The 21,791-nt window shown below is 61.8% G+C and carries 22 protein-coding genes and 1 tRNA gene; 3 read left to right on the top strand and 20 right to left on the bottom strand.

Translation table 11 applies throughout. The features are described 5' to 3' along the window. Positions 1 to 21: 21 nt before the first annotated feature. Positions 22 to 1,080, bottom strand: coding sequence for a quinolinate synthase NadA (gene nadA, locus MFF34_RS19135; protein WP_085272423.1), 1,059 nt, complete (start codon positions 1,078 to 1,080; stop codon positions 22 to 24). Between the two features lie 215 nt (positions 1,081 to 1,295). After that, a complete protein-coding gene (locus MFF34_RS19130; protein WP_238215841.1) occupies positions 1,296 to 2,804 on the bottom strand; it encodes a YdgA family protein in 1,509 nt (502 codons plus the stop codon). Positions 2,805 to 3,277: 473 nt separating this feature from the next. Here MFF34_RS19130 and MFF34_RS19125 point away from each other — a divergent pair, with 473 nt between their 5' ends. The 3 genes from MFF34_RS19125 to MFF34_RS19115 all read left to right on the top strand — a co-directional run bounded on the left by MFF34_RS19125 (position 3,278) and on the right by MFF34_RS19115 (position 7,861). Next, positions 3,278 to 4,630 carry an APC family permease gene (locus MFF34_RS19125; protein ID WP_238215839.1) on the top strand — a complete coding sequence of 451 codons (1,353 nt, stop codon included), beginning with the start codon at positions 3,278 to 3,280 and terminating at the stop codon, positions 4,628 to 4,630. A 66-nt stretch (positions 4,631 to 4,696) separates the two neighbouring features. Then, complete coding sequence (locus tag MFF34_RS19120; RefSeq protein WP_238215837.1) at positions 4,697 to 6,763, top strand: methyl-accepting chemotaxis protein; 2,067 nt, start codon at positions 4,697 to 4,699, stop codon at positions 6,761 to 6,763. A gap of 138 nt (positions 6,764 to 6,901) precedes the next feature. After that, positions 6,902 to 7,861, top strand: coding sequence for a cation diffusion facilitator family transporter (locus MFF34_RS19115; RefSeq protein WP_027594658.1), 960 nt, complete (start codon positions 6,902 to 6,904; stop codon positions 7,859 to 7,861). A gap of 69 nt (positions 7,862 to 7,930) precedes the next feature. On the opposite strand, the gene MFF34_RS19110 is transcribed toward MFF34_RS19115, so the two are convergent. The 18 genes from MFF34_RS19110 to MFF34_RS19025 form a co-directional block, all read right to left on the bottom strand. Then, positions 7,931 to 8,006 (bottom strand) — tRNA-Lys (locus MFF34_RS19110). 61 nt (positions 8,007 to 8,067) lie between these two features. Further along, positions 8,068 to 8,742 carry a 7-cyano-7-deazaguanine synthase QueC gene (gene queC, locus MFF34_RS19105; protein WP_238215835.1) on the bottom strand — a complete coding sequence of 225 codons (675 nt, stop codon included), beginning with the start codon at positions 8,740 to 8,742 and terminating at the stop codon, positions 8,068 to 8,070. A gap of 17 nt (positions 8,743 to 8,759) precedes the next feature. Next, the gene (queE, locus tag MFF34_RS19100; protein WP_099430960.1) at positions 8,760 to 9,407 is read right to left on the bottom strand and encodes a 7-carboxy-7-deazaguanine synthase QueE; all 648 of its coding nucleotides are present in this window, start codon (positions 9,405 to 9,407) and stop codon (positions 8,760 to 8,762) included. Between the two features lie 159 nt (positions 9,408 to 9,566). Then, positions 9,567 to 10,382: a tol-pal system protein YbgF gene (gene ybgF / locus MFF34_RS19095; protein WP_099430209.1), complete on the bottom strand. Its 816-nt coding sequence runs from the start codon at positions 10,380 to 10,382 to the stop codon at positions 9,567 to 9,569. Positions 10,383 to 10,388: 6 nt separating this feature from the next. Further along, positions 10,389 to 10,886, bottom strand: coding sequence for a peptidoglycan-associated lipoprotein Pal (gene pal / locus MFF34_RS19090; RefSeq protein ID WP_008090230.1), 498 nt, complete (start codon positions 10,884 to 10,886; stop codon positions 10,389 to 10,391). Between the two features lie 54 nt (positions 10,887 to 10,940). Continuing rightward, entirely contained in the window at positions 10,941 to 12,212 is a 1,272-nt protein-coding gene (gene tolB, locus MFF34_RS19085; protein ID WP_238215833.1) for a Tol-Pal system beta propeller repeat protein TolB, read from the bottom strand. Positions 12,213 to 12,238: 26 nt separating this feature from the next. After that, complete coding sequence (gene tolA, locus MFF34_RS19080; protein ID WP_033694212.1) at positions 12,239 to 13,363, bottom strand: cell envelope integrity protein TolA; 1,125 nt, start codon at positions 13,361 to 13,363, stop codon at positions 12,239 to 12,241. Next, entirely contained in the window at positions 13,363 to 13,815 is a 453-nt protein-coding gene (gene tolR, locus MFF34_RS19075; protein WP_012273765.1) for a protein TolR, read from the bottom strand. The genes tolA and tolR overlap by 1 nt, the downstream gene beginning before the upstream one ends. 14 nt (positions 13,816 to 13,829) lie before the next feature. After that, positions 13,830 to 14,525, bottom strand: coding sequence for a protein TolQ (tolQ, locus tag MFF34_RS19070; RefSeq protein ID WP_008090219.1), 696 nt, complete (start codon positions 14,523 to 14,525; stop codon positions 13,830 to 13,832). Positions 14,526 to 14,527: 2 nt separating this feature from the next. After that, positions 14,528 to 14,980, bottom strand: coding sequence for a tol-pal system-associated acyl-CoA thioesterase (gene ybgC / locus MFF34_RS19065; protein ID WP_027594664.1), 453 nt, complete (start codon positions 14,978 to 14,980; stop codon positions 14,528 to 14,530). Between the two features lie 124 nt (positions 14,981 to 15,104). Continuing rightward, a complete protein-coding gene (ruvB, locus tag MFF34_RS19060) occupies positions 15,105 to 16,151 on the bottom strand; it encodes a Holliday junction branch migration DNA helicase RuvB (protein ID WP_027594665.1) in 1,047 nt (348 codons plus the stop codon). Further along, entirely contained in the window at positions 16,148 to 16,765 is a 618-nt protein-coding gene (gene ruvA, locus MFF34_RS19055) for a Holliday junction branch migration protein RuvA (protein ID WP_238215831.1), read from the bottom strand. The genes ruvB and ruvA overlap by 4 nt, the downstream gene beginning before the upstream one ends. A 109-nt stretch (positions 16,766 to 16,874) precedes the next feature. Further along, a complete protein-coding gene (gene ruvC / locus MFF34_RS19050) occupies positions 16,875 to 17,399 on the bottom strand; it encodes a crossover junction endodeoxyribonuclease RuvC (RefSeq protein ID WP_027594667.1) in 525 nt (174 codons plus the stop codon). Between the two features lie 124 nt (positions 17,400 to 17,523). After that, positions 17,524 to 18,270: a YebC/PmpR family DNA-binding transcriptional regulator gene (locus MFF34_RS19045; RefSeq protein WP_027594668.1), complete on the bottom strand. Its 747-nt coding sequence runs from the start codon at positions 18,268 to 18,270 to the stop codon at positions 17,524 to 17,526. Between the two features lie 114 nt (positions 18,271 to 18,384). Beyond that, entirely contained in the window at positions 18,385 to 20,160 is a 1,776-nt protein-coding gene (gene aspS / locus MFF34_RS19040) for an aspartate--tRNA ligase (protein WP_027594669.1), read from the bottom strand. Between the two features lie 93 nt (positions 20,161 to 20,253). Further along, on the bottom strand, positions 20,254 to 20,475 hold the full coding sequence (locus tag MFF34_RS19035) for an FmdB family zinc ribbon protein (RefSeq protein ID WP_027594670.1): 222 nt from the start codon (positions 20,473 to 20,475) through the stop codon (positions 20,254 to 20,256). Positions 20,476 to 20,567: 92 nt separating this feature from the next. After that, positions 20,568 to 20,897 (bottom strand): ribbon-helix-helix domain-containing protein, encoded by a 330-nt coding sequence (locus tag MFF34_RS19030; protein WP_238215829.1) that lies wholly within the window; start codon positions 20,895 to 20,897, stop codon positions 20,568 to 20,570. Positions 20,898 to 21,078: 181 nt separating this feature from the next. Further along, positions 21,079 to 21,552 (bottom strand): Dps family protein, encoded by a 474-nt coding sequence (locus MFF34_RS19025; RefSeq protein ID WP_027594672.1) that lies wholly within the window; start codon positions 21,550 to 21,552, stop codon positions 21,079 to 21,081. Positions 21,553 to 21,791 lie beyond the last annotated feature (239 nt).

The raw sequence follows: 21,791 nt of genomic DNA, 5'->3' as shown, positions 1-21,791 counted from the left end.
CGCAGAGCGGCCCCAGCATTTTCAGGCGTTACCCGAAAGCTTCAAGCGCGCCGCCTGGGTGAAATCCAGCATGCGGTTAAGCGGTTTGATCGCCTTGGGCACCAACGCCGGGTCAACGAAAATCTCGTTGCTGCCCGTGCGCAAGCATTCCAACACCCGCTCCAGCGTGTTCATCGCCATCCACGGGCAGTGCGCGCAGCTGCGGCACGCGGCACCGTTACCGGCAGTCGGGGCCTCGACGAATTCCTTGTCCGGGCACAGCTGCTGCATCTTGTAGAAGATGCCGCGGTCGGTCGCGACGATGAAGGTCTTGTTCGGCAGGGTCTGCGCGGCTTTGATCAACTGGCTGGTGGAGCCAACCGCGTCAGCCAGGTCGATCACCGATTCTGGCGATTCGGGGTGGACCAGAATCGCGGCATCCGGGTAAAGCGCCTTCATGTCGGCCAACTGGCGCGACTTGAATTCTTCGTGGACGATGCACGCACCGTCCCACAGCAGCATGTCGGCACCGGTCTGCTTCTGGATGTAACGGCCCAGGTGCTGGTCCGGGCCCCAGATGATGGTCTCGCCGTTGTCCATCAGGCTTTCGACGATCTCCAGTGCGCAGCTCGAGGTCACCACCCAATCGGCACGGGCCTTCACGGCCGCCGAGGTATTGGCATACACCACCACGGTGCGTTCCGGGTGCTGGTCGCAGAAGGCCGAAAACGCTTCGACCGGGCAACCCAGATCGAGGGAGCAGGTGGCTTCCAGGGTGGGCATCAGCACGCGTTTTTCGGGGGTGAGAATTTTTGCCGTCTCACCCATGAAGCGCACGCCGGCGACGATCACGGTTTCGGCGGGGTGGTTCTTGCCGAAGCGGGCCATTTCCAGCGAGTCGGATACGCAGCCGCCGGTTTCTTCGGCCAGCGCCTGGATCACCGGGTCGCAGTAGTAATGGGCGACCAGCACGGCGTTCTGAGCCTTGAGCTCGGCAGCGATGGCCGCACGGTATTCGGCCTCCTGCTCGGCTGTCAGCGGGTTGAGCTGTTTGGCGTCGAGGTGGGCCTGAACCAACAGGCGTTCGGAAATCTGGGTCATGATCGCTGGACCTGCAAGCGCGTGCGCGCATCAAATCGAGTGTATCACCCGGCCCTGGCAGATCGGCTAAGGGCGCCGGACGGCGCGCAGGCCATCACGGCCCTCTGCGGGCGCGGATTATTATCGGACGCCGAAGGCTACAGACAATCGAGGGAATTCAAAAGGGGTTTTTATGCAGCCTGCCCCGGCGAACGGGCCGGGGCAGGCTTACCGAATCAACCTTGCGGCTGCAAGGCGGCAAGACGCATGGACATCAGCATGGCGAACTCTTCTACAGTCATCTTCTGGCCATTGAAGTCGACCATGCCATCGGCATAGTGCAGGCGGGTCACCACGTCGTTGCCCTGCACCGTGGCCATGCCGCTCTGCAGCGCCATCATGCCAACCATTTCACCTGCCTGGCTCGACTGCATGGCGATGGCCTGGGCATCGGTCTGCCCGTCCAAAAGTGCCTGCAAGGTTGCCAGGTCACCGATCATCGGCTTGGACAGCGACAGCGACGTCTTGACCTCGGTGATCAGTTGTTTGCTCAGCTGGTCGGGCGGCAGGTCGAAGGAAGCCGGGCTGGCGAAGTCCATTGCCAGGTTGAAGCGGCTCTCGCCGTTGGCGGTCTTGAACGACAGGTTTTCTACCGCGAGCTTGGGCTTGGAGGCCAGCAGCTGCTGCAGGTCAGCCTGGAACTTGGCCTTCTCGGCTTCGCCCATCTGGATCTGTGGCACTGCCTGGCCCGCTGCGGCCGCAGCCTCGAACTCCGGCAAGTGCGCCTGGTACCAGTGCGACAGCGCTTGCAGCGCCGGCGCATTGACCGACTTGATGCTCACGGCCATCTGCGCATTGCCGACCGCGCGGCCGTCCCAGGTGATATCCGCCAGCGTGTAATCCGCGCGCCCACCGACGGTGTCCGGGCCATCGAGGGCTTGCTGAGCTTTCTGCTCAAAGCCTTTGATCGACAGCACCTGCTGCTTGGGCCCCAAGGTCACCTTGGTTTCCGCCAGCGACAGGTCGACCTTGCCGACATAGATCGCATCGTGCTGGGTGGCGGCCAGGTCGCCGTCGACCTTCAAGCCCTTCAGCTCGAAGGTGGCAGGCGGCTGATCGTCGTGCACCCACTTCATTTCGAAGCGCTCGGCACTGCCCTGGAATTTCGTCGCCTTGCCTTCGCGGTCGCCGCTGAGCTGCAACTGCATGCCCGAGAACGCGAGGCTGTTGCCGTCGGTTTCGTTGACCTTGAGCGGGGCCAGCAGGACCGTACTGTCGACGTTGCCGCCGTAGCCCAGGCTGGTCTGCGCGCTGACCGGCGCCTGTTCGCCCGCCGCCGCGAACCAGGGGGCGGTGAAATCGTCCTTCTGCAGGGTGCTGTTGCTGACAGCCAGCACGGGCATTAGCTTCAGTGCCTTGACCCGCGACCACGGGAATGGGCCATGCTCGATCTGGTCGGTCATGCCTACATCGAAACTGACCACTTCGTCGTCGCCCAGGTTGATGTCCTTGGCCTTGAGCCGGTACTGGGCGGTACTGCTGAAGAAGTGCCGATCCAGCGAGACCAGTTCGACGGTCAGGCTGCCACCGACGCCCACCAGGGCTTTTTTCAGTTCGGCGTTGCTGCGGTTGACGGAATATTCCAGCTCCGCAGGCAAGCGCTCGCCGGTGTACCAGGCGCCAGCGGTGGTTGCGACGGCAATAGCGATAGCCAGGCCGGTAAGGATGCCTACTGATTTCTTCATGAATAGAACCGAATGCTGTCCATAAGGGCTTACACGTGGCCAAGGTGCCACGCAAGGCCTGAAGAATATCACCGCAGCCTTGGGCAGGTGGTGGACGAAGCCGAGAAATCCCGCTTTTAGGACCCGTCTGATAGGCCCACAGGAAACATCCTATTTGTTCATTTTTACGAACATCTAAATCGATCAAAATCGCAAATAAACGCGCAAAAACTGAACAAAACTCCATTGAAATCGATAAATATTTCAGTTTGGCAACATCTTGTCATGTTTAACTTGACACCAACCTACCCATCGTTTTTTATTTTCACCACTTGCACCGCGCCCACCCCACAAAGAACAACCGGCGCCTCGCACGCGCCTCCCTCTGCTCCGAACAATAAAGGTGAACAACATGGAGCCCACCCGCTCGCCCTTGCCGCATGCGCAACTCACTGTGCCCGCCGTTCACGTCCAGCCGCAGGAGCCACGCCAGCATGCAGCCTGACCACAGCACTTCCGGCGGCGACCAATTCCGCAAATCCCTGCGCCTTTGGCACGTGGTGATCATCGGCCTGGCCTACCTGACGCCGATGACCGTGTTCGACACCTTCGGCATTGTCTCCGGCATCACCGCCGGGCACGTGCCGAGCGCCTACATCCTGGCGTTGGCCGGTATTCTGTTCACGGCGGTAAGCTACGGCACCCTGGTACGACGCTTCCCACAATCGGGCTCGGCCTATACCTACACCCAGCGCGCCATCAACCCGCACGTGGGCTTCCTGGTGGGCTGGTCATCGCTGCTGGATTACCTGCTCCTACCCATGGTCAATGCGCTGCTGGCCAAGCTCTACCTGTCGGCCATGTTCCCCGAAGTGCCGGCGTGGGTCTGGGTGACCGGGTTCGTCAGCCTGATTAGCCTGATCAACATGCGCAGTATCAACCTGGTGGCGCACTTCAACCTGTTGTTCGTGGCGGTGCAGGTCGCGATCATTGCGGTGTTCATCTACCTCTGCGTGCGTGGCCTGGGCCACGGCGAAGGGCTGGGCACCACCTGGAGCCTGCTGCCGTTCGCCGACAACCAGACCCAACTCAGCGCCTTGGCCGCTGGCGCCACCATCCTGTGCTTCTCGTTCCTGGGCTTCGACGCAGTGACATGCCTGTCGGAAGAAACCCGCGACCCGGGCAAGACCATCCCACGGGCCATCTTCCTGACCGCGCTGATCGGCGGGATGGTGTTCATCCTGGTGTCGTACTTCATCCAGGCCTACTTCCCGACCATGGCGCGCTTCCATGACCAGGAAGCCGCCCTGCCGGAGATCGCCCTGTACGTGGGCGGCAAGCTGTTCCAGTCGGTGTTCATCGCCTGCACCGTGATCAATACCATCGCCTCGGGCCTGGCCTCGCAGACCAGCGTCTCGCGCCTGCTGTACGTGATGGGCCGCGACAATGTAATCCCGGCCAGCATCTTTGCCCGCCTGCACTCGCGCTACAAGACACCGGTGATGAACATCGCCGTGGTCGGGCTGATCTCGCTGTCGGCGATCTTCTTCGACCTGGTCACCGCCACGTCGATCATCAACTTCGGCGCCCTGGTCGCGTTCAGCTTCGTCAACCTATCGGTGATCAACCACTGCTACCTGCGCGAAGGCAACCGCAAAGGCGTGGCCAACAAGCTGAAGTACCTGGTACTGCCGACCATCGGCTTCTGCATCATCGTTTCGCTGTGGCTGGACCTGAACGCGCACTCGTTGATGTTCGGCGGGCTTTGGGCACTGCTCGGGGTGATCTACCTGGCCTGGCTGACCAAGGCCTTCAGGGTTGCGCCACCGAACTGCATCGCTGAATGACCCACGCTGCCGACAACGCCCGCGCCTGACCGCGGGCGTTGTCCTTGATCGAAAAGGAAAGCCCTCATGTCGCTGCGTCGCCTCTCCATCCAGTGGAAGATCACCCTGCTTGCCGGCTTGTGCCTGCTGGCCATCGTCGCACTGCTGGTCACCACCTCGCTGACCCAGGCCCGGCGCAGCGCGGCATTGGTCAGCCAGGCCAACTCGGAAATGCTCGACCACAGCGCGCGCCTGCGCCTGCAGGCGCACGCCGAAACCCAGGCGCTGCGTATCCAGCGCTACTTCATGGACGCCTACCAGCACGGTAATGGCTTCCGACGCCTGGTACAGGTGCTGAAGGCCCGCGGCGGCAACGACTTGCGTGGCGAGCTGACGCGCGAGGCGCGCGCCAGCCTGGCCAGCAACCCGGACGTGATCGGCCTGTACCTGGTGTTCCAGCCGGACGCGCTGGACCACCAGGACAGCCAGTTCGTCGCCCAGGAGGCCGTGGGCAGCAACGACAGCGGGCGCTTCTCGCTGTACTGGTCGCAGCCACGCCCAGGCACCCTGGAGCAAGAAGCCATGCCTGAGGCGATGCTCGCCGACACCCGCACTAGCACCAGCGGCAGCCCGCAGAACCGCTGGTTGACCTGCCCGCAAGAAACCGCCCGGACCTGCATGCTCGAGCCGTACCTCGACGAGGTCAACGGCCGCCAGGTGCTGATGACCAGCATTGCCCTGCCTCTGCTGGAAAACGGCAAGGTCGTCGGCGTGGTCGGCCTGGACATAGGCCTGGACAACCTGCAGCAGTTGAGCCTGAACGGCCGCCAGGAGCTGTTCGATGGCCAGGGCCAGGTCAGCATCGTCAGCCCCGCCGGCCTGCTGGCGGGCCACAGCCGCGACAGCAGCCAGCTCGGCAAGGCGCTGGACGCGGCGGTACCTAACGGCTTGCTGCGCGTTGCTCACCCGTTCAGCCCCATCCCCGACGCAGCGCCCTGGCAAGTGTTGCTGGAGTTGCCTGAAAGCGTGCTGCAAGCACCGGCCATGGCGCTCAATCAACGCCTGGATGCGCACAACCAAACTGCCAACCTCAGCAGCCTGCTGATCGGCCTTGGCGCCGCTGTGCTGGGCCTGGTACTGGTCTGGCTGACCGCCCGCGGCGTGACGCGGCCGATCCTTGCCGTCGCCGCACGCCTGAAAGACATCGCCAGCGGTGAAGGTGACCTGACGCGCCGCCTGGACTACACCCGAGAGGACGAATTGGGCCAGCTGACCGGCTGGTTCAACCGTTTTCTCGACAAACTCCAGCCGGTGATCGCCCAAGTCAAAGGCTCGCTGCAGGAAGCCCGTGGCACTGCCGACCAGTCCGCCGCCATCGCCAGCCAGACCAGTAGCGGCATGCAGCAACAGCACCGGGAAATCGAGCAGGTCGCCACCGCAGCCAACGAAATGAGCGCCACCGCGCTGGATGTAGCCCACAACGCCTCCCAGGCCGCCCAGGCGGCCCGTGGCGCCGACCAGGCAAGCCGCGAAGGCCTGCAACTGATTGCCAGCACCCGCCAGGCCATCGACCGCCTGGCAGCTGACATGAATACCGCGATGGACGAAGCGCGCACCCTGGAAAGCCGCAGCGATCAGATCGGCTCGGTGCTAGAGGTGATCCGTGCGATTGCCGAGCAGACCAACCTGCTGGCGCTCAATGCCGCCATCGAAGCGGCCCGCGCCGGCGAGGCTGGCCGTGGCTTCGCCGTGGTCGCCGATGAAGTGCGCAGCCTGGCCCAGCGTACTCAGGTGTCGGTCGAGGAAATCCGCCAGGTCATCGAGGGCCTGCAGCAAGGCACCCAGGATGTGGTGGGCGCCATGCATGAGGGCCAGCGCCAAGCCCAGGCCAGCGCAACGCGCATGGAACAGGCGCTGCCGGCCCTGCAGCGCATCGGCGAGGCGGTGGCGGTGATCAGCGACATGAACCTGCAGATCGCCTCGGCGGCCGAGGAACAAAGTGCGGTAGCCGAGGAAGTGAACCGTAACGTGGCAGGTATTCGTGATGTGACAGAATCGCTGGCTGGCCAGGCCGATGAATCGGCGCGGATCAGCCAGGCGCTGAACCGGCTGGCCAATCAGCAGCAAGCTTTGATGGAGCAGTTTCGCGTTTAGCCGGTACCGGCCTCTTCGCGGGCAAGCCCGCTCCCACAGGACCTGTGCAGCCTTCGAAACTGCACTTTACCCTGTGGGAGCGGGCTTGCCCGCGAAAGGGCCAGCACAGGCAACCCACCTTTTGAAAGAGCTTTACCCATGCAAGCAACAAACAAAACCCCGTTCTTCGACATCACCAGCGAACAAGGCCTGCTACGCACCTCGATCGCCGTTACCCTGTTCATCGCCACCATCGGCATTGCCTTCGGCCTGGCCTCGGGCTCGTTCTCGATCATCTTCGACGGCGTTTACTCGCTGGTCGACGCCAGCATGAGCGGCCTGTCGCTGGTGGTGGTCAAGCTGATCACCTCTCACGCCACCAGCCTGCAGATGTCACGCAAGCTGCGTGAGCGCTTCACCATGGGCTTCTGGCACCTGGAACCGATGGTGCTAGCGCTCAATGGCATCCTACTCAGCGGCGTGGCTATCTATGCGTTGATCAACGCCGTCAGCAGCGTGCTGCAAGGCGGGCGGCACTTGGAGTTCGGTATCGCCATGGTCTACGCGGTACTGACCGTGATCGCCTGCGTGACCATCGCAGTCGTCGAAGCCCGGGCCAACCGCAAGCTGGGGTCGGACTTCGTACGCATGGACGTCAAGGGTTGGGTGATGTCAGCGAGCATCACCGCTGCGTTGCTGATCGCTTTCTGCTTTGGCTATGCGGTACAGGGCACGCAGTGGGAATGGATGTCCCCGTACATCGACCCGGCGGTGCTGGCACTGGTCTGCCTGGTGATCATTCCATTGCCGCTGTCGGTGGTACGCCAGGCGTTTTCAGAGATATTCCTGGTGACGCCGGGGGACCTCAAACTGCATGTCGACGAAGTCGCCAAGGCCTTCGTTGCGCGCCACGGGCTGCAGTCGTACCGCGCCTATGTGGCCAAGGTAGGGCGTTCGCGGGAGATCGAGTTGTACTTCATCGTGCCTACCGGCATGGGCGCGAAAACCATCGATGAGTGGGATGCGCTGCGCAACGAGATCGGCGATGCCGTGGGCGGCGAAGGGCCGGACCGTTGGTTGACCGTGGTGTTTACCGGGGATCCGGAGTGGGCTGAGTAACCGGCAGTTCGCGCCAGAAACGACAAAGCCCGCTACCGTTGCCGGTAGCGGGCTTTGACTTACTGCGTATGGTGGGTCGTGTAGGATTCGAACCTACGACCAATTGGTTAAAAGCCAACTGCTCTACCAACTGAGCTAACGACCCGTTGGATGGCGCGTATAATACTGATTTCTAACGGGAAATCAACACCTCGCCATAAAAAAAATCAAAAATAACGCGTCGGGTCGGTCACCCCGGCAGCCTTGAAGCCATCAGCACGCAGGCGGCAGCTGTCGCACTTGCCGCAGGCACGGCCTTGATCGTCAGCTTGGTAGCAGGAAACCGTCAGGCTGTAATCCACACCCCGGGCGATGCCCGCCTGAACGATCTGCGCCTTGCTCATGTTCTGCAACGGTGCCTGGATGCGGAAGCCCTGCCCTTCGACACCCGCCTTGGTCGCCAGGTTGGCCATGCGCTCGAAGGCTTCGACGAATTCGGGGCGGCAGTCCGGGTAACCGGAGTAATCCACGGCATTGACGCCGATGAAGATGTCACGCGCTTCGAGCACTTCCGCCCAGCCCAGGGCCAAGGACAGGAAAACGGTGTTGCGCGCCGGTACGTAGGTGACCGGGATGCCTTCGCCCGGGGTTTCCGGCACGTCGATGCTGCTGTCGGTGAGGGCCGAGCCACCGATACCGTCCAGGCTCAGGCCAATGACCTTGTGCTCGACCACACCCAGGTCACGCGCCACACGGGCGGCAGCATCGAGCTCGGCCCGATGACGCTGGCCATAGTCGAAACTCATGGTGTAGCAGCTGTAGCCTTCGGCTTTGGCCATGGCCACCACCGTGGCCGAGTCCAGGCCACCGGACAGCAAGATTACCGCGCGTTTCTCAGTCATGTACTGCAACTCCTCAATCAACGTCCGGGTTCGTCGTTCCACAGCAGCTTGTGCAGCTGCAGCTGGAAGCGTACGGGCAGGTTGTCGGCAACGATCCAGTCGGCCAGGTCACTTGCGCTCACCTGATGGTGGCTGGGCGAGAACAACACCTCACCGGCACGCTCGACCAGGTTGTACTGGATCAGCTTGGACACGGCCCAGTCATAATCCTCACGGGAGCAGATCACGAACTTGACCTGGTCGTTGCGGGTCAGGTGCTCGATGTTCTCGTAGCGATTGCGGTGCGACTCCTCGGAGCCTGGGGTCTTCAGGTCGACCACACGGCTGACGCGGGTGTCGGTACCGGAAATATCCAGGGCGCCACTGGTCTCGAGCGAGACCTCGTAGCCGGCATCGCACAGCTGCTGGAGCAAAGGCAAGGCATTGGGCTGGGCCAGCGGTTCGCCACCGGTGACACAGACGTAGCGCGGCTTGAAGCCGGCCACTTGTTCCATGATCGAATCGAGGGTGCGAATAGTGCCGCCGGTGAAGGCGTAGGCACTGTCGCAGTACTGACAGCGCAGGGGGCAGCCGGTCAGGCGCACGAATACCGTGGGCAGCCCAGCCGTTCGTGTTTCACCCTGCAACGAGTAAAAGACTTCGGTGATGCGTAATGTGTCTTGCATGATCGCCACGGGCGTGACAGCTAAACAGGCTGTCCGCCTCCGTCAGGCACTGTCGCGGACTCGACATGGCGTTATCCGCAGCAGCGTGTTTAGGAAAAAGAGCACTGATTCTAACGAAAAAACCCGCGACTCGCGCGGGTTTCTTTTGAAAGGTGCTGCTTAGAGCTTCTGCAGGTCGCGCTGCGCCAGCTGTGCGGCAGAGGTGCCGGGGTACTGGGTGATGACCTGTTGCAGAATGCCTTTGACCTTGTCGGTGTGGCCCATGCGGCGCTCGACGTCAGCCAGCTTGTACAGCGAATCAGGCACCTTGCTGTGCTTGGGGTACTTCTGGCTCACCTGAGCGAAGGCCTGGCTGGCACCCGGCAGGTCGCCCTTGGCCAGGTTCACCTCACCCAGCCAGTACTGGGCGTTGCCGGCGTACTGGCTGTTGGGGTACTTGCGCAGGAAGGCGTTGAACGCCTGGCTGGCCTTGTCGAAGTCCTTCTGCTTGATCAGGTCGAAAGCAGCATCGTAGTAGAGCTTTTCTTTCGCCGGATCACCGGGCTCGCTGTTGGCGGCCGGTTGTTGTGCAGCAGCGCCAGCGGCGCCTGCTGCTGCACCGGCGGCGGCATTGGATGCGCCACCGGTAGCGGAATTGTCAGGGGTCGCGGCAGGCGCGGCACCACTGTTGATGCGACGGTCCAGATCCTGGTATCGCTCCAGGTTTTCCTGCTTCATGCGCGACACATCGTTTTGCAGCTCTTCGATGATGCCTTGCTGGCGGGAAAGCTGATCCTGCATCTGTTGCAGCTGCATGAACAGCTGGCCCTGTGCTGAGGCAGGGGTCGAAGCCCCTGCCCCGGCATAGGCGCCGCTCGTGCCATAACCCGCAGGTGGATACCCACCCGCGTTGTCATCTACTACAGGGACCTCAGCCCAGGCCGCGAGCGGCAGGCTGAGTGCGAGGACGGTTACAACACGGCGGCACATTCGCATAGGAACTTACTTACGCAGTTCTACGCGACGGTTCTGAGCCCAGGATTGCTCGTCGTTGCCAGTGGCAACCGGACGCTCTTCACCGTAGGAGACCAGTTCCAGCTGAGCAGGGGAAACGCCCTGCAGAACCAGGTAACGCTGAACGGCCTTGGCACGACGCTCACCCAGAGCCATGTTGTACTCGCGGGTGCCGCGCTCGTCGGTGTTGCCTTCCAGAACAACGCGGTTGCCGTTGGACTTCAGGTCCTTGGCGTGAACGTCCAGAGCGCGCATGGCTTCTGGCTTCAGGTCCGAGCTGTCGTATTCGAAGTAGAAGGTGGTGATTGCGCGCAGGGCGGCTTCTTCGCTCAGGGAGCCGTCAACAGCGCCAGTGTTGGCACCGTAGCCAGCGTTCGGGTCAACAGCGCCTTCACCAGCGTTGTCACCGCCTTTCGAGGAGCAACCTACAGCTACAGCCATGGCCAGAGCCAGCGCAGCGAATTTACCAAACTTCAGCATTTCCATCGTGAAACTCCTAATGAAACCCCAGTGTGTTAAGCAAAACGTATTACGCCGCAATCAGTTCAGGAAAGGGGACCAGGACGGTTCTCTGACTTCGCCTTGAGCGGTAGGAAGTGGGAGCCTCACGCGGCCATTAAGCGACACGAGCATCAAGACTCCCCGGCCCTGCTGGCGGGTGGCGTAGATTAGCATGGTGCCGTTTGGCGCAACAGTGGGAGACTCATCAAGACTTGTTTCCGAGAGAATCTTTACACTTCCGCGTTGCAAGTCCTGTGCCGCCACTTTGAAGTTGGTGAAGCCCTGCTGACGGTGAATCATCACCAGCGTCTTTTCGTCCGCCGAAAGTTTCGGGTTGGCGTTGTAGTTACCCACGAAAGTTACGCGCTCAGCACCACCACCACTGACCGACTGCTTGTAGATCTGCGGCTTGCCGCCACGGTCGGAGGTGAAGTACAGGGTGTTGCCATCTTTGCCCCAGAACGGCTCGGTATTGATACCTGGGCCGGCAGTGACACGGCTGATCTGACGCGACGCCACGTTCATCACGTAGATGTCCGGGTTGCCATCTTTGGACAGCACGAACGCCAGGCGCGAACCATCCGGCGACCAGGCAGGCGCGCCGTTGAGGCCTTCGAAGTTGGTGACCTGCTCACGGCGACCGGTGTCGATGTGCTGAACGAAGATGCGCGGGCGCTTCTGCTCGAACGACACATAGGCAATGCGCTTGCCATCCGGTGCAAAGCGTGGCGACAGGATCGGCTCACGCGATTGCAGCAGGGTCACTGCCCGGGCACCGTCGTAGTCCGAACGCTGCAGGGTGTAACGGGTGTTGTTGGTAGAGAAACGCTCGGCCGTCACGTACAGCATGCGGGTCGAGAACGCACCCTTGATGCCGGTGAGTTTTTCGAACGACTGGTCGGCGATGTAGTGCGACATGTCGCGCAACTGGTCGACGCTGCCCGCCACGCTACCGGTCAGCACTTGCTGCTCGGTGGCGACGTTGAACAGGGCGTACTGCACCTGCAGGCGGCCGCCGGACGGCACGATGCTGCCGACCATGACGTACTGCGCGCCCAGCGCTTTCCAGTCACGGAAGATGACTTCGCTGGCCTGGGAAGGCTGGCTGATCATGTTCTGACGCGGAATCGGCGAGTAGTAGCCGGAATTGCGCAGGTCGTTGCCGATGATGTCGGCCATGTCTTCGGGCAGCACGCTGCCGCCCTGCAGACCGAACGGCACTACCGCGATGGGAGTAGCCCGGTCACTGCCACTGGTGACCAGGATGTTCTTTTCATCTGCTACCGCCATGCCTGCTACGCAGCAGAGCATGACCAGCAGTCCTCTCAGACGTTTAATCACAACGCTAGATCCTCAGGTGTAAATGTCATCTTGAACGAACGATACTGATTGAAATCGCTCGGCTTCATACCCTGCATTTCGGTCAGACGACCGATGTTCTTCACTGCTGCCACCGCCGAACTGTCGAACGGACCGTCGCCACTGGAGCGCAGAACGCTGGCATTGGTGATGGTGCCATCTGGCAACATGTTGATCTGCAGGACCACCGTCATGCCCTTACGCGCGGAAGGCGGACGCGCCCAGCCTTCGGCCGCTCGCAAACGGATCAGGTCGTCGAAACTGCCGGCCACCTGGTCGCCTTGCTCGTCAGCCAGTGCCTGCTGCCGCTCTGTGGTGTCGGACAACAGCTCGGCCAGAGCCTGAGCTTTCTTGTCTTCCGCCGACTTGCGGGCCGCTTCCTGTGCCTTTTTCTTCTGGGCGTCTGCAGCGGCCTTTTTCTTGGCCTCTTCAGCTGCCTTCTTCTTCGCGTCCTCGGCCGCCGCTTTCTTCTTGGCGTCCTCGGCTGCTTTCTTCTTGGCCTCTTCGGCTGCCTTTTTCTTGGCGTCCTCGGCGGCTTGCTTTTTCGCTTCTTCGGCGGCCTCTTTCTTGGCCTCCTCGTCGGCTTTCTTCTTGGCCTCTTCCTCAGCCTTCTTCTTGGCGATGTCGGCCTGCTGTTTCTCGGCGGCCTTCTTCGCCTCCTCGGCTTTCTTGGCTTCGGCGGCTTTCTTGGCCTCGGTGGCCTTGGCAGCCTCCTCAGCCTTCTTGGCTTCAGCGGCTTCAGCCTTCTTGGCCTCGGCGGCTTCGCGAGCCTCTTCGGCCTTTTGAGCGGCGTCGGCTTTCTTTTGTTCCGCGGCCTTCACGGCCTCTTGCTCGACCTTCTTCTGTTCCAACTGCTCGACTTCGGTCTGGCGCGAGGCGGTTTTCTTCGCTTCCCCGGCAATCTTCTGATTGGTCTGGGTAGTCGCCTGGCTCTTGGACTTCAGCTGATACAGGGTAGCCTGGACGATCGGCTTGGAAGGCGGCAGTTCAGGCGTCATGGCAAAACTGACGAACAGCATGCCGAACACCAGCACGTGCAGACCGATGGCCCAGACACTGGGCCAGAAGTAGCTTTCCGAGGCGGATGGCTCTCGCTGTTGCATCAGGGCGCCTCGGTAATCAGGCCAACGTTACCGACACCGGCCTTCTGCAACCCGCCCATGGCACCCATGACCGCGCCGTAGTCGACAGCCTTGTCGCCACGAATGAAGACCTGTGTCTGCTTGCCCTGGTCACGGCCGGCGGCAATGATCTTGGTCACTGCGTTGGTCATGTCGGGCAAGGTCATGGCCTTGTCCATCTGCTTGTCGGTATCGACTTCGCTGCCGAGGTTCCAGTAGTAGGTCTTGTCGGCCTTGATGGAAATGGTGAGGATCTGGACGTTGTTGTCCTGCGGCAAGGCTTCACTGGAAACCTTGGGCAGGTCGACCTTCACGCCCTGGTTGAGCATTGGGGCCGTCACCATGAAGATGACCAGCAGCACCAGCATCACGTCGATGTAGGGCACCACGTTCATCTCGGCGACCGGCTTGCGTTTGTGGCGAACTCGGGCCATGGGCTTCTACCTGATTACTCTTCGCTGGTGTGCACTTTGCGGTGCAGGATCGCCTGGAACTCGTCGGCGAAGGTGTAGTAACGACCGATCAGCACTTCGCTGCGCGCGGCGAAACGGTTGTACGCGATAACGGCTGGGATTGCTGCGAACAGGCCGATCGCAGTGGCGATCAACGCTTCGGCAATACCGGGGGCAACCGTGGCCAGGGTGGCTTGCTGGGCGCTGGCCAGGCCGCGGAAGGAGTTCATGATGCCCCACACGGTACCGAACAGGCCGATGTACGGGCTGGTCGACCCGACGGTGGCGAGGAACGGCAGGCTCTGCTCAAGCTTTTCTTCTTCACGCGAAATGGCCACGCGCATGGCTCGGCCAACGCCTTCCATGACCGCATCCGGGTCTACACCCGGCTGCTGACGCAGGCGCGAGAACTCTTTGAAGCCTGCACGGAAGACCTGCTCCACACCCGAATCCGGGTCTGGGTTGCTGCCGGCCTGACGGTACAGCTTGGACAGGTCGATACCCGACCAGAAACGCTCCTCGAAGGCATCCAGCGCTCGACGACCGGCGCGCAGCATGGTGCTGCGCTGGAAGATCATGATCCATGAGGTGACCGAGGCGGCCACAAGGATCAGCATTACCAGCTGTACCACCACGCTGGCATTGCTGACCAGACTCCACATGGAGGTATGGTCGACGACGTTAGCTTCCACGCTTATTCTCCTGCATTCGATTGAGTACCCGAGCCGTCCGCCATAAAGGCGTCGCGCAGCTTGGGGGGTATGGCTCGGGGTTTGAAAGTGTCGGCGCGCACGGCGGCCACCAGGAACTGCCCCTCGCAGAGCAGCGTTTCATCCTTTTCCCGCCAGACCTGCTGCACGAAGCGCAGGCTGGCACGATTGAGTTCAAGTACTTGCGCGGTCACCCGCAGTTCATCGTCCAACCGCGCCGGAGCGTGGTAGCGCGCCTCGCTGGAATGGACCACGAACAGCAGGTTCTCCCCGGCCAACTGCAACTGGGAAAAGCCCAGGTGCCGCAGCCGCTCGGTACGCGCGCGCTCCATGAATTTCAGGTAGTTGACGTAATACACCACGCCGCCCGCATCGGTGTCTTCGTAGTAGACGCGACAACGGTGGGCGAACGGTTCGAGCTGATTTTGCGCGCGCATACTCTAGTGCTTACTCCTCAGCTTGCCAATCCGCTGCGGCAACTGTTTTTTCTCATTAATGTCTTATTGCCAGCGCGCCGAGGGCATGCCAGCGGTAGGACCACAAAAAGCCGGTTTTGATCTGTCATTCATCGCCTGGCTCGGAAAAATCACCACCCTCCCCCAAACGCCCAGGAACATTCAGGCCAAAGTGCAGGTAGGCATGCCGGGTGACCACACGGCCGCGCGGCGTACGCATGATGTAACCCTGCTGGATCAGGTAGGGTTCAAGCACGTCTTCGATGGTATGACGCTCTTCACTGATGGCGGCGGCGAGGTTGTCTACCCCCACCGGGCCACCGTCGAACTTCTCGATCATGGTCAACAGCAGGCGGCGGTCGGAATGGTCGAAACCACGCTCGTCGACGTCCAGCAGGTTCAGCGCCAGGTCGGCCACAGCCTTGGTGATCTGGCCCTTGCCGCGCACTTCGGCATAGTCGCGCACACGGCGCAGCAGGCGGTTGGCGATACGCGGCGTGCCACGGGCACGGCGGGCAATCTCGAAGGCGCCCTGGTCTTCGATGACCAGGCCCAGGATGCCAGCGGAGCGGCTGACGATGGTTGCCAGGTCCTTGTCGCTGTAAAACTCCAGGCGTTGGACGATGCCGAAGCGGTCACGCAAGGGGTTGGTCAGCATGCCGGCGCGGGTGGTGGCACCCACCAGGGTGAACGGCGGCAAGTCGAGCTTGATCGAGCGAGCGGCGGGCCCTTCGCCGATCATGATGTCCAGCTGGAAGTCTTCCATCGCTGGGTAGAGCACTTCTTCGACCACCGGTGAAAGCCGGTGAATTTCGTCGATGAACAGCACATCATGAGGTTCGAGGTTGGTCAGCATCGCCGCCAGGTCACCCGGGCGCTCGAGGATCGGCCCCGAGGTGCTCTTGACCGAAACGCCCATCTCGTGGGCGATGATGTTGGCCAAGGTGGTCTTGCCCAACCCGGGCGGGCCAAAGATCAAGGTATGGTCGAGTGATTCGCTGCGACCACGAGCCGCCTGGATGAACAGCGACATCTGCTCACGCACCACCGGCTGCCCGATGTATTCGTCCAGGCGCAGGGGGCGGATCGCGCGGTCCTGGACCTCTTCGCGGTCACGCCCACTGGCAGCGATCAGACGGTCGGCTTCGATCACTTGGTAATCATCCCTTTGAGGCTGGCGCGGATCAGCTCTTCACTGCTCAGGCCTGCCTTGTCCTTGATGGCGGACACTGCCTTGCTGGCTTCCTGCGGCTTGTAGCCCAGAGAAACCAGCGCACTGACGGCATCGGCCTCGGCCGTGGAGGCACCGCTGACTGGCACCGGCCCGTCAGACACTAGGGTGAACATGGCCGGTGAAGTTTCCCAGGCCTTGAAGCGGTCCTTGAGTTCGACCAGCAAACGCTCGGCGGTCTTCTTGCCGACACCGGGTACGCGCACCAGGGCCGAGGTGTCCTGGGCCTGCACGCAGCGCACCAGCTCGTCGGCTTCCAGGCCCGACATCAAGGCCAGGGCCAGCTTCGGCCCAACGCCATTGAGGCGAATGAGTTCGCGGAACAGTTCGCGCTCGCGCTTTTCGTGGAACCCGTAGAGCAGGTGCGCGTCTTCGCGCACCACCAGGTGGGTATGCACGGTTACCGTTTCGCCGACCTTGGGCAGGCGATACAGGGTGGTCATGGGCACTTCCAGCTCATAGCCCACGCCATTGACGTCGATAATCAGGTGTGGCGGTTGCTTTTCCGCCAGGGTGCCGCGCAAACGTCCAATCACGTTCCGATCCTTCCTCTTGGGGAGCCGATCAAAGACCGCTCAACCCTATCAGCAAATGCCTCAGGTGAACGCTTCACCTGAACAAAATGTGTATCACCGCATGAAGCGACTACAGACGCAAGCGCCCGCCGCGACGCCGTGCCGTGGCCAGGCCGTGCGGTACCAGGCTGGAGCGGGTGTGGGCATGGCACAGGGCGATGGCCAGGGCGTCGGAGGCGTCGATCTGCGGCTTCTTCGTGAGTTTGAGCAGGTGCATGACCATCATCATCACTTGCTCCTTGTTGGCCCCACCCGTACCCGCCACGGCCTGCTTGACCTGGGTGGCACTGTATTCGGCGATTTCCAGGCCGGCCTCGGCGGCGGCGACGATTGCCGCACCGCGGGCCTGGCCGAGTTTGAGCGCCGAGTCGGGGTTGCGGGCCATGAACACCCGTTCGATGCCCATGGTCACCGGTTCGTGCAGCTTGATGATCTCACTGACACCGCGAAAGACAATCTGCAGACGTTCGTGCAACTCACCACTGCCCGTGCGGATACAACCCGACGCCACATACTCGCAACCACGGGCAGTCTGGCGCACAACGCCATACCCGGTGATGCGCGAGCCGGGGTCGATACCAAGAATCAGAGTCATAACGCCTGCAATGTTGTTGCAATCAGTAGTGGCCATTCGCGGGCAAGCCCGCTCCCACAGGAACCGTGCGGTAGCTGTGGGAGCGGGCTTGCCCGCGAATGGCCGCAAAGGCCAAAGGAAAACCTTAGCCGAGTTTTTCCATGATCTCGTCGGAAATCTGCGCATTGGAATAGACGTTCTGCACATCATCCAGGTCTTCAAGCATGTCGATCAGCTTGATCACCTTCTCCGCACCTTCCTGATCCAATTCGGCACTGGTGGTCGGCTGCATGACGATTTCGGCGTCATCGGCCTTGAAGCCAGCCTCTTCCAGGGCATTACGCACGGCATAGAAGCTGTTGAACGAGGTGAAGACGTCGAACGAACCATCGTCATTGGCGACGACGTCGTCGGCATCGGCCTCCATCGCGGCTTCCATCAAGGCGTCTTCATCAACGCCCGGCGCGAAGCTGATCTGGCCCTTGCGCTCGAACAGGTAGGCCACCGAGCCGTCGGTACCGAGGTTGCCGCCACACTTGGTGAAGGCATGACGCACGGCAGCCGCGGTACGGTTGCGGTTGTCGGTCATGGCCTCGACCATGATCGCCACGCCACCTGGGCCGTAACCCTCGTAGCTGAGCTCTTCGACGTTGTCGCTTTCGTTGGTGCCAGCACCACGGGCCACGGCACGGTCGATGATATCGCGGCTCATGTTGGCGCCGAGGGCCTTGTCCAGGGCCAGGCGCAGACGCGGGTTGGACGCCGGGTCACCACCGCCTTGCTTGGCGGCAACGGTCAGCTCGCGAATCCACTTGGTGAAGATCTTGCCTCTCTTGGCATCCTGGCGCTCTTTGCGGTGCTTGATGTTCGCCCACTTGGAATGACCAGCCATAACGACTCCAAATTCTTTGAAACACAAACAATTGCGCCCCTGACGGGGCGCAACGACAAAAATACCTGCGCCGTAACGCAAAGGCGCATCCATTTGGATGCGCCCGGGGCCCGCTTACTCGACCTTGGTCTGTTCGCGCAGGCGGATGTGCAGCTCGCGCAAGGCCTTGGCGTCGACCATGCCTGGGGCTTGGGTCATGACGCAGGCAGCGCTCTGGGTTTTCGGGAAGGCGATCACTTCACGGATCGACTGGGCGCCGGTCATCAGCATGACCAGGCGGTCCAGGCCGAAGGCCAGGCCACCGTGAGGCGGTGCACCGAACTTCAGGGCGTCGAGCAGGAAGCCGAACTTCTCTTCCTGTTCCGCCGCTTCGATACCCAGCAGACGGAACACCGCCTGTTGCATCTCTTTGCGGTGGATACGGATCGAACCGCCACCCAGCTCAGTACCGTTCAGGACCATGTCGTAGGCACGGGACAGGGCTGTGGCCGGGTTGGCCTCGAGCTCTTCTGGCGAGCACTTCGGCGCAGTGAACGGGTGGTGCAGCGCGGTAAAGCTGCCGTCTTCGTTCTCTTCGAACATCGGGAAGTCGACGACCCACATCGGTGCCCACTCGCAGGTGTGCAGATTGAAGTCGTTGCCGACCTTGATGCGCAGTGCGCCCAGGGCCTCGCTGACGATCTTGAACTTGTCGGCACCGAAGAAGACGATGTCGCCATCGACCGCGCCAACGCGATCGAGGATCACGTTGAGGTTGGCTTCAGGGATGTTCTTGACGATCGGCGACTGCAGGCCTTCAACACCTTTGGCGCGCTCGTTGACCTTGATGTACGCCAGGCCCTTGGCACCGTAGATGCCGACGAACTTGGTGTACTCGTCGATCTTGCTGCGCGGCATGCTGGCGGCGCCTGGCACGCGCAGGGCGGTAACGCGGCACTTCGGATCGTTGGCCGGGCCGGCGAATACCTTGAAGTCGACATCCTTCAGCTGGTCGGCAACGTCGACCAGCTCCAGCGGGTTACGCAGGTCTGGCTTGTCGGAACCGTAACGGCGCATGGCTTCTTCGAAGGTCATGTGCGGGAATTCACCGAACTCCAGGTCCAGGACTTCCTTGAACAGCTTGCGGATCATGCTCTCGGTGAGGCCCATGATCTCGGACTCATCGAGGAAGCTGGTCTCGATGTCGATCTGGGTGAATTCCGGCTGGCGGTCAGCACGCAGGTCTTCGTCGCGGAAGCACTTGGCGATCTGGTAGTAGCGGTCAAAACCGGCCACCATCAGCAGCTGCTTGAACAGCTGAGGCGACTGCGGCAGGGCGAAGAAGCTGCCTGCGTGGGTACGGCTCGGTACCAGGTAGTCGCGCGCGCCTTCTGGCGTGGCACGGGTGAGGATCGGCGTCTCGACGTCGAGGAAGCCGTTCTCGTCGAGGAAGCGACGGATGCTGCTGGTGATGCGCGAACGCAGGCGCAGCTTGTCGGCCATTTCCGGGCGACGCAGGTCGATGAAGCGGTAGCGCAGGCGGGTTTCCTCGCCAACGTCGGAGTATTCGTTGAGCGGGAACGGCGGGGTTTCCGCTTCGTTGAGCACGGTCAGCTGGTAGCCAAGGATCTCGATGGCACCGGAGGCCATGTTGGCATTCACCGCACCGTCAGGGCGCTTGCGAACCTTGCCGGTGACTTGCACGACGTATTCGCTGCGCACACGGTCGGCGGCGGCGAAGGTTTCGGCGCGATCGGGGTCGAATACGACCTGGGCCATGCCCTCGCGGTCACGGATGTCGAGGAAGATCACCCCGCCGTGGTCGCGGCGACGATGGACCCAGCCGCAAAGGGTGACTTCCTGGCCGTCCAGGCTCTCGTTCAGTTGGCCGCAATAATGGCTGCGCATCATGATGGTGGTTTCGCTTCTCGTGATTCGTGTATTCGGTGGAGGCCTTGGCCGCCCAGAGGGCTAATACTGCAAGACCCGGTCACAGCATTCAACTCAGTCGGCTTTGTCGCCGCCTGCAAGGTTCTTTTTTGCCCCGGTCTTGAAGTCGGTTTCGTACCAGCCGGTGCCGCTCAGGCGAAAGCCGGGTACCGACAGCAGCTTCTTCAGTGCCGGCGCCTGACAGGCCGGGCAATCGGTCAGCGGCGCAGCGCTGATCTTCTGCAGCACTTCCATGCGGTGCTCGCAGGACGCACATTGATAGTCATAAAGGGGCATGGGTGTCTCTCGTCAACCATAACACTGGCTGCCGGGGCAGCAAAAAGCGGGATTATATATGGTTAGCAAGCACTGCGCAGCCCGCCTGGCGATCAGCGTGTACTCGGCGGATCGAGCAACCAGGCGACGCAGATGACGCGGATCAGGCCACTGAAGTTGCGCACCCCGCCCTGGCGCAGATGCACCTCGCGGTCCACGTAGGACAACACCGCGCTGACCGAGCAGCGGTTGGCCTCGGCGATACGCTCCAGGATCCCCCAGTAGACCGCTTCCAGGCGCAGGCAGGTGGAAAACCCGTTGAGCCGGACCGAACGCGACACCGGCCTGATCTGCAGCATGTCGAAGTCGGCCTTGAAGGGGTCGACGCATTGCTTGCCCGGCCAACGCCCCTGACCACCGCCTCGCTTGTCTTGTTGCATCATGCCTATCATCCGGCCACTCCATCGCGACTGCCATTGCCCCTATACCCGGGGCCCTAGGGCAACCATGAAGCGCCAGCCTGCGCCTTCGAAGCAGCGGCAAAACCTTCCCGCAGAAACGCAAAAAGCCCGGCTGCACTGCCGGCAGCCGGGCTTTTCAGACGTTTCTGACGCTACGCGGCGACTATTGCCCGTCCAGCAAGACGCGCAGCATCCAGGCGGTCTTCTCGTGCACCTGCATACGCTGAGTCAACAGGTCGGCGGTCGGTTCATCGCTGACCTTGTCCACCACCGGGAAGATGCTGCGCGCGGTACGCACGACCGCCTCCTGGCCCTGCACCAGCTGACGGATCATCTCCTCCGCGGCCGGCACGCCCTCCTCTTCCTTGATCGAAGAATGCCGCGCATAAAAAGCATAGGACCCCGGTGCCGGGAAGCCTAGGGCACGGATCCGCTCGGCAATCGAGTCCACCGCCAGCGCCAGCTCGTTGTATTGCTCTTCGAACATCAGGTGCAGGGTACGGAACGACGGACCGGTGACGTTCCAGTGAAAGTTATGGGTTTTCAGATACAGCACGTAGGTATCCGACAACAGGCGGGACAGCCCATCGACGATGGACTTGCGATCTTCTTCACTGATACCGATATCAATTGCCATGAAGTTCCCCTTTCCATAAGGCTTGATGATCAAGCGGGCCCTTCCAACTGTATCAACACTTGGCGCAACCCGCCTGTGACATGGCGCAACACATCGGCTGTGGCGGCCTGCGGTTTGAGTAGCCTGCGCCTTTGCTGTTAAATAGGCAGGGTGCCACCCGTGCGGACTGTTATTGCCGGGTGCATAGGCTGGCCCACCACGTGTTCGCGCTTTACACCTCATGCGCACCGTGTCGCCAG

The organism is Pseudomonas sp. PAGU 2196, assembly GCF_022179005.1.
GTDB classification, from domain to species: domain Bacteria; phylum Pseudomonadota; class Gammaproteobacteria; order Pseudomonadales; family Pseudomonadaceae; genus Aquipseudomonas; species Aquipseudomonas kermanshahensis.
The sequence above is the reverse complement of the archived record's forward strand: the minus strand, read 5'-3'. Positions and strand labels throughout refer to the sequence as shown.

What these genes read in the sequence shown, in the direction of transcription:
- aspS (WP_027594669.1), bottom strand. Translation starts at nt 20,160, where the DNA reads ATGATGCGCAGCCATTATTGCGGCCAACTGAACGAGAGCCTGGACGGC.
- tolA (WP_033694212.1), bottom strand. Translation starts at nt 13,363, where the DNA reads ATGCAACAGCGAGAGCCATCCGCCTCGGAAAGCTACTTCTGGCCCAGT.
- pal (WP_008090230.1), bottom strand. Translation starts at nt 10,886, where the DNA reads ATGGAAATGCTGAAGTTTGGTAAATTCGCTGCGCTGGCTCTGGCCATG.
- queC (WP_238215835.1), bottom strand. Translation starts at nt 8,742, where the DNA reads ATGACTGAGAAACGCGCGGTAATCTTGCTGTCCGGTGGCCTGGACTCG.
- ybgF (WP_099430209.1), bottom strand. Translation starts at nt 10,382, where the DNA reads ATGCGAATGTGCCGCCGTGTTGTAACCGTCCTCGCACTCAGCCTGCCG.
- tolB (WP_238215833.1), bottom strand. Translation starts at nt 12,212, where the DNA reads ATGCTCTGCTGCGTAGCAGGCATGGCGGTAGCAGATGAAAAGAACATC.
- MFF34_RS19125 (WP_238215839.1), top strand. Translation starts at nt 3,278, where the DNA reads ATGCAGCCTGACCACAGCACTTCCGGCGGCGACCAATTCCGCAAATCC.
- MFF34_RS19115 (WP_027594658.1), top strand. Translation starts at nt 6,902, where the DNA reads ATGCAAGCAACAAACAAAACCCCGTTCTTCGACATCACCAGCGAACAA.
- MFF34_RS19025 (WP_027594672.1), bottom strand. Translation starts at nt 21,552, where the DNA reads ATGGCAATTGATATCGGTATCAGTGAAGAAGATCGCAAGTCCATCGTC.
- MFF34_RS19130 (WP_238215841.1), bottom strand. Translation starts at nt 2,804, where the DNA reads ATGAAGAAATCAGTAGGCATCCTTACCGGCCTGGCTATCGCTATTGCC.
- MFF34_RS19035 (WP_027594670.1), bottom strand. Translation starts at nt 20,475, where the DNA reads ATGCCCCTTTATGACTATCAATGTGCGTCCTGCGAGCACCGCATGGAA.
- tolR (WP_012273765.1), bottom strand. Translation starts at nt 13,815, where the DNA reads ATGGCCCGAGTTCGCCACAAACGCAAGCCGGTCGCCGAGATGAACGTG.
- MFF34_RS19045 (WP_027594668.1), bottom strand. Translation starts at nt 18,270, where the DNA reads ATGGCTGGTCATTCCAAGTGGGCGAACATCAAGCACCGCAAAGAGCGC.
- MFF34_RS19030 (WP_238215829.1), bottom strand. Translation starts at nt 20,897, where the DNA reads ATGATGCAACAAGACAAGCGAGGCGGTGGTCAGGGGCGTTGGCCGGGC.
- nadA (WP_085272423.1), bottom strand. Translation starts at nt 1,080, where the DNA reads ATGACCCAGATTTCCGAACGCCTGTTGGTTCAGGCCCACCTCGACGCC.
- MFF34_RS19120 (WP_238215837.1), top strand. Translation starts at nt 4,697, where the DNA reads ATGTCGCTGCGTCGCCTCTCCATCCAGTGGAAGATCACCCTGCTTGCC.
- ybgC (WP_027594664.1), bottom strand. Translation starts at nt 14,980, where the DNA reads ATGCGCGCGCAAAATCAGCTCGAACCGTTCGCCCACCGTTGTCGCGTC.
- ruvC (WP_027594667.1), bottom strand. Translation starts at nt 17,399, where the DNA reads ATGACTCTGATTCTTGGTATCGACCCCGGCTCGCGCATCACCGGGTAT.
- queE (WP_099430960.1), bottom strand. Translation starts at nt 9,407, where the DNA reads ATGCAAGACACATTACGCATCACCGAAGTCTTTTACTCGTTGCAGGGT.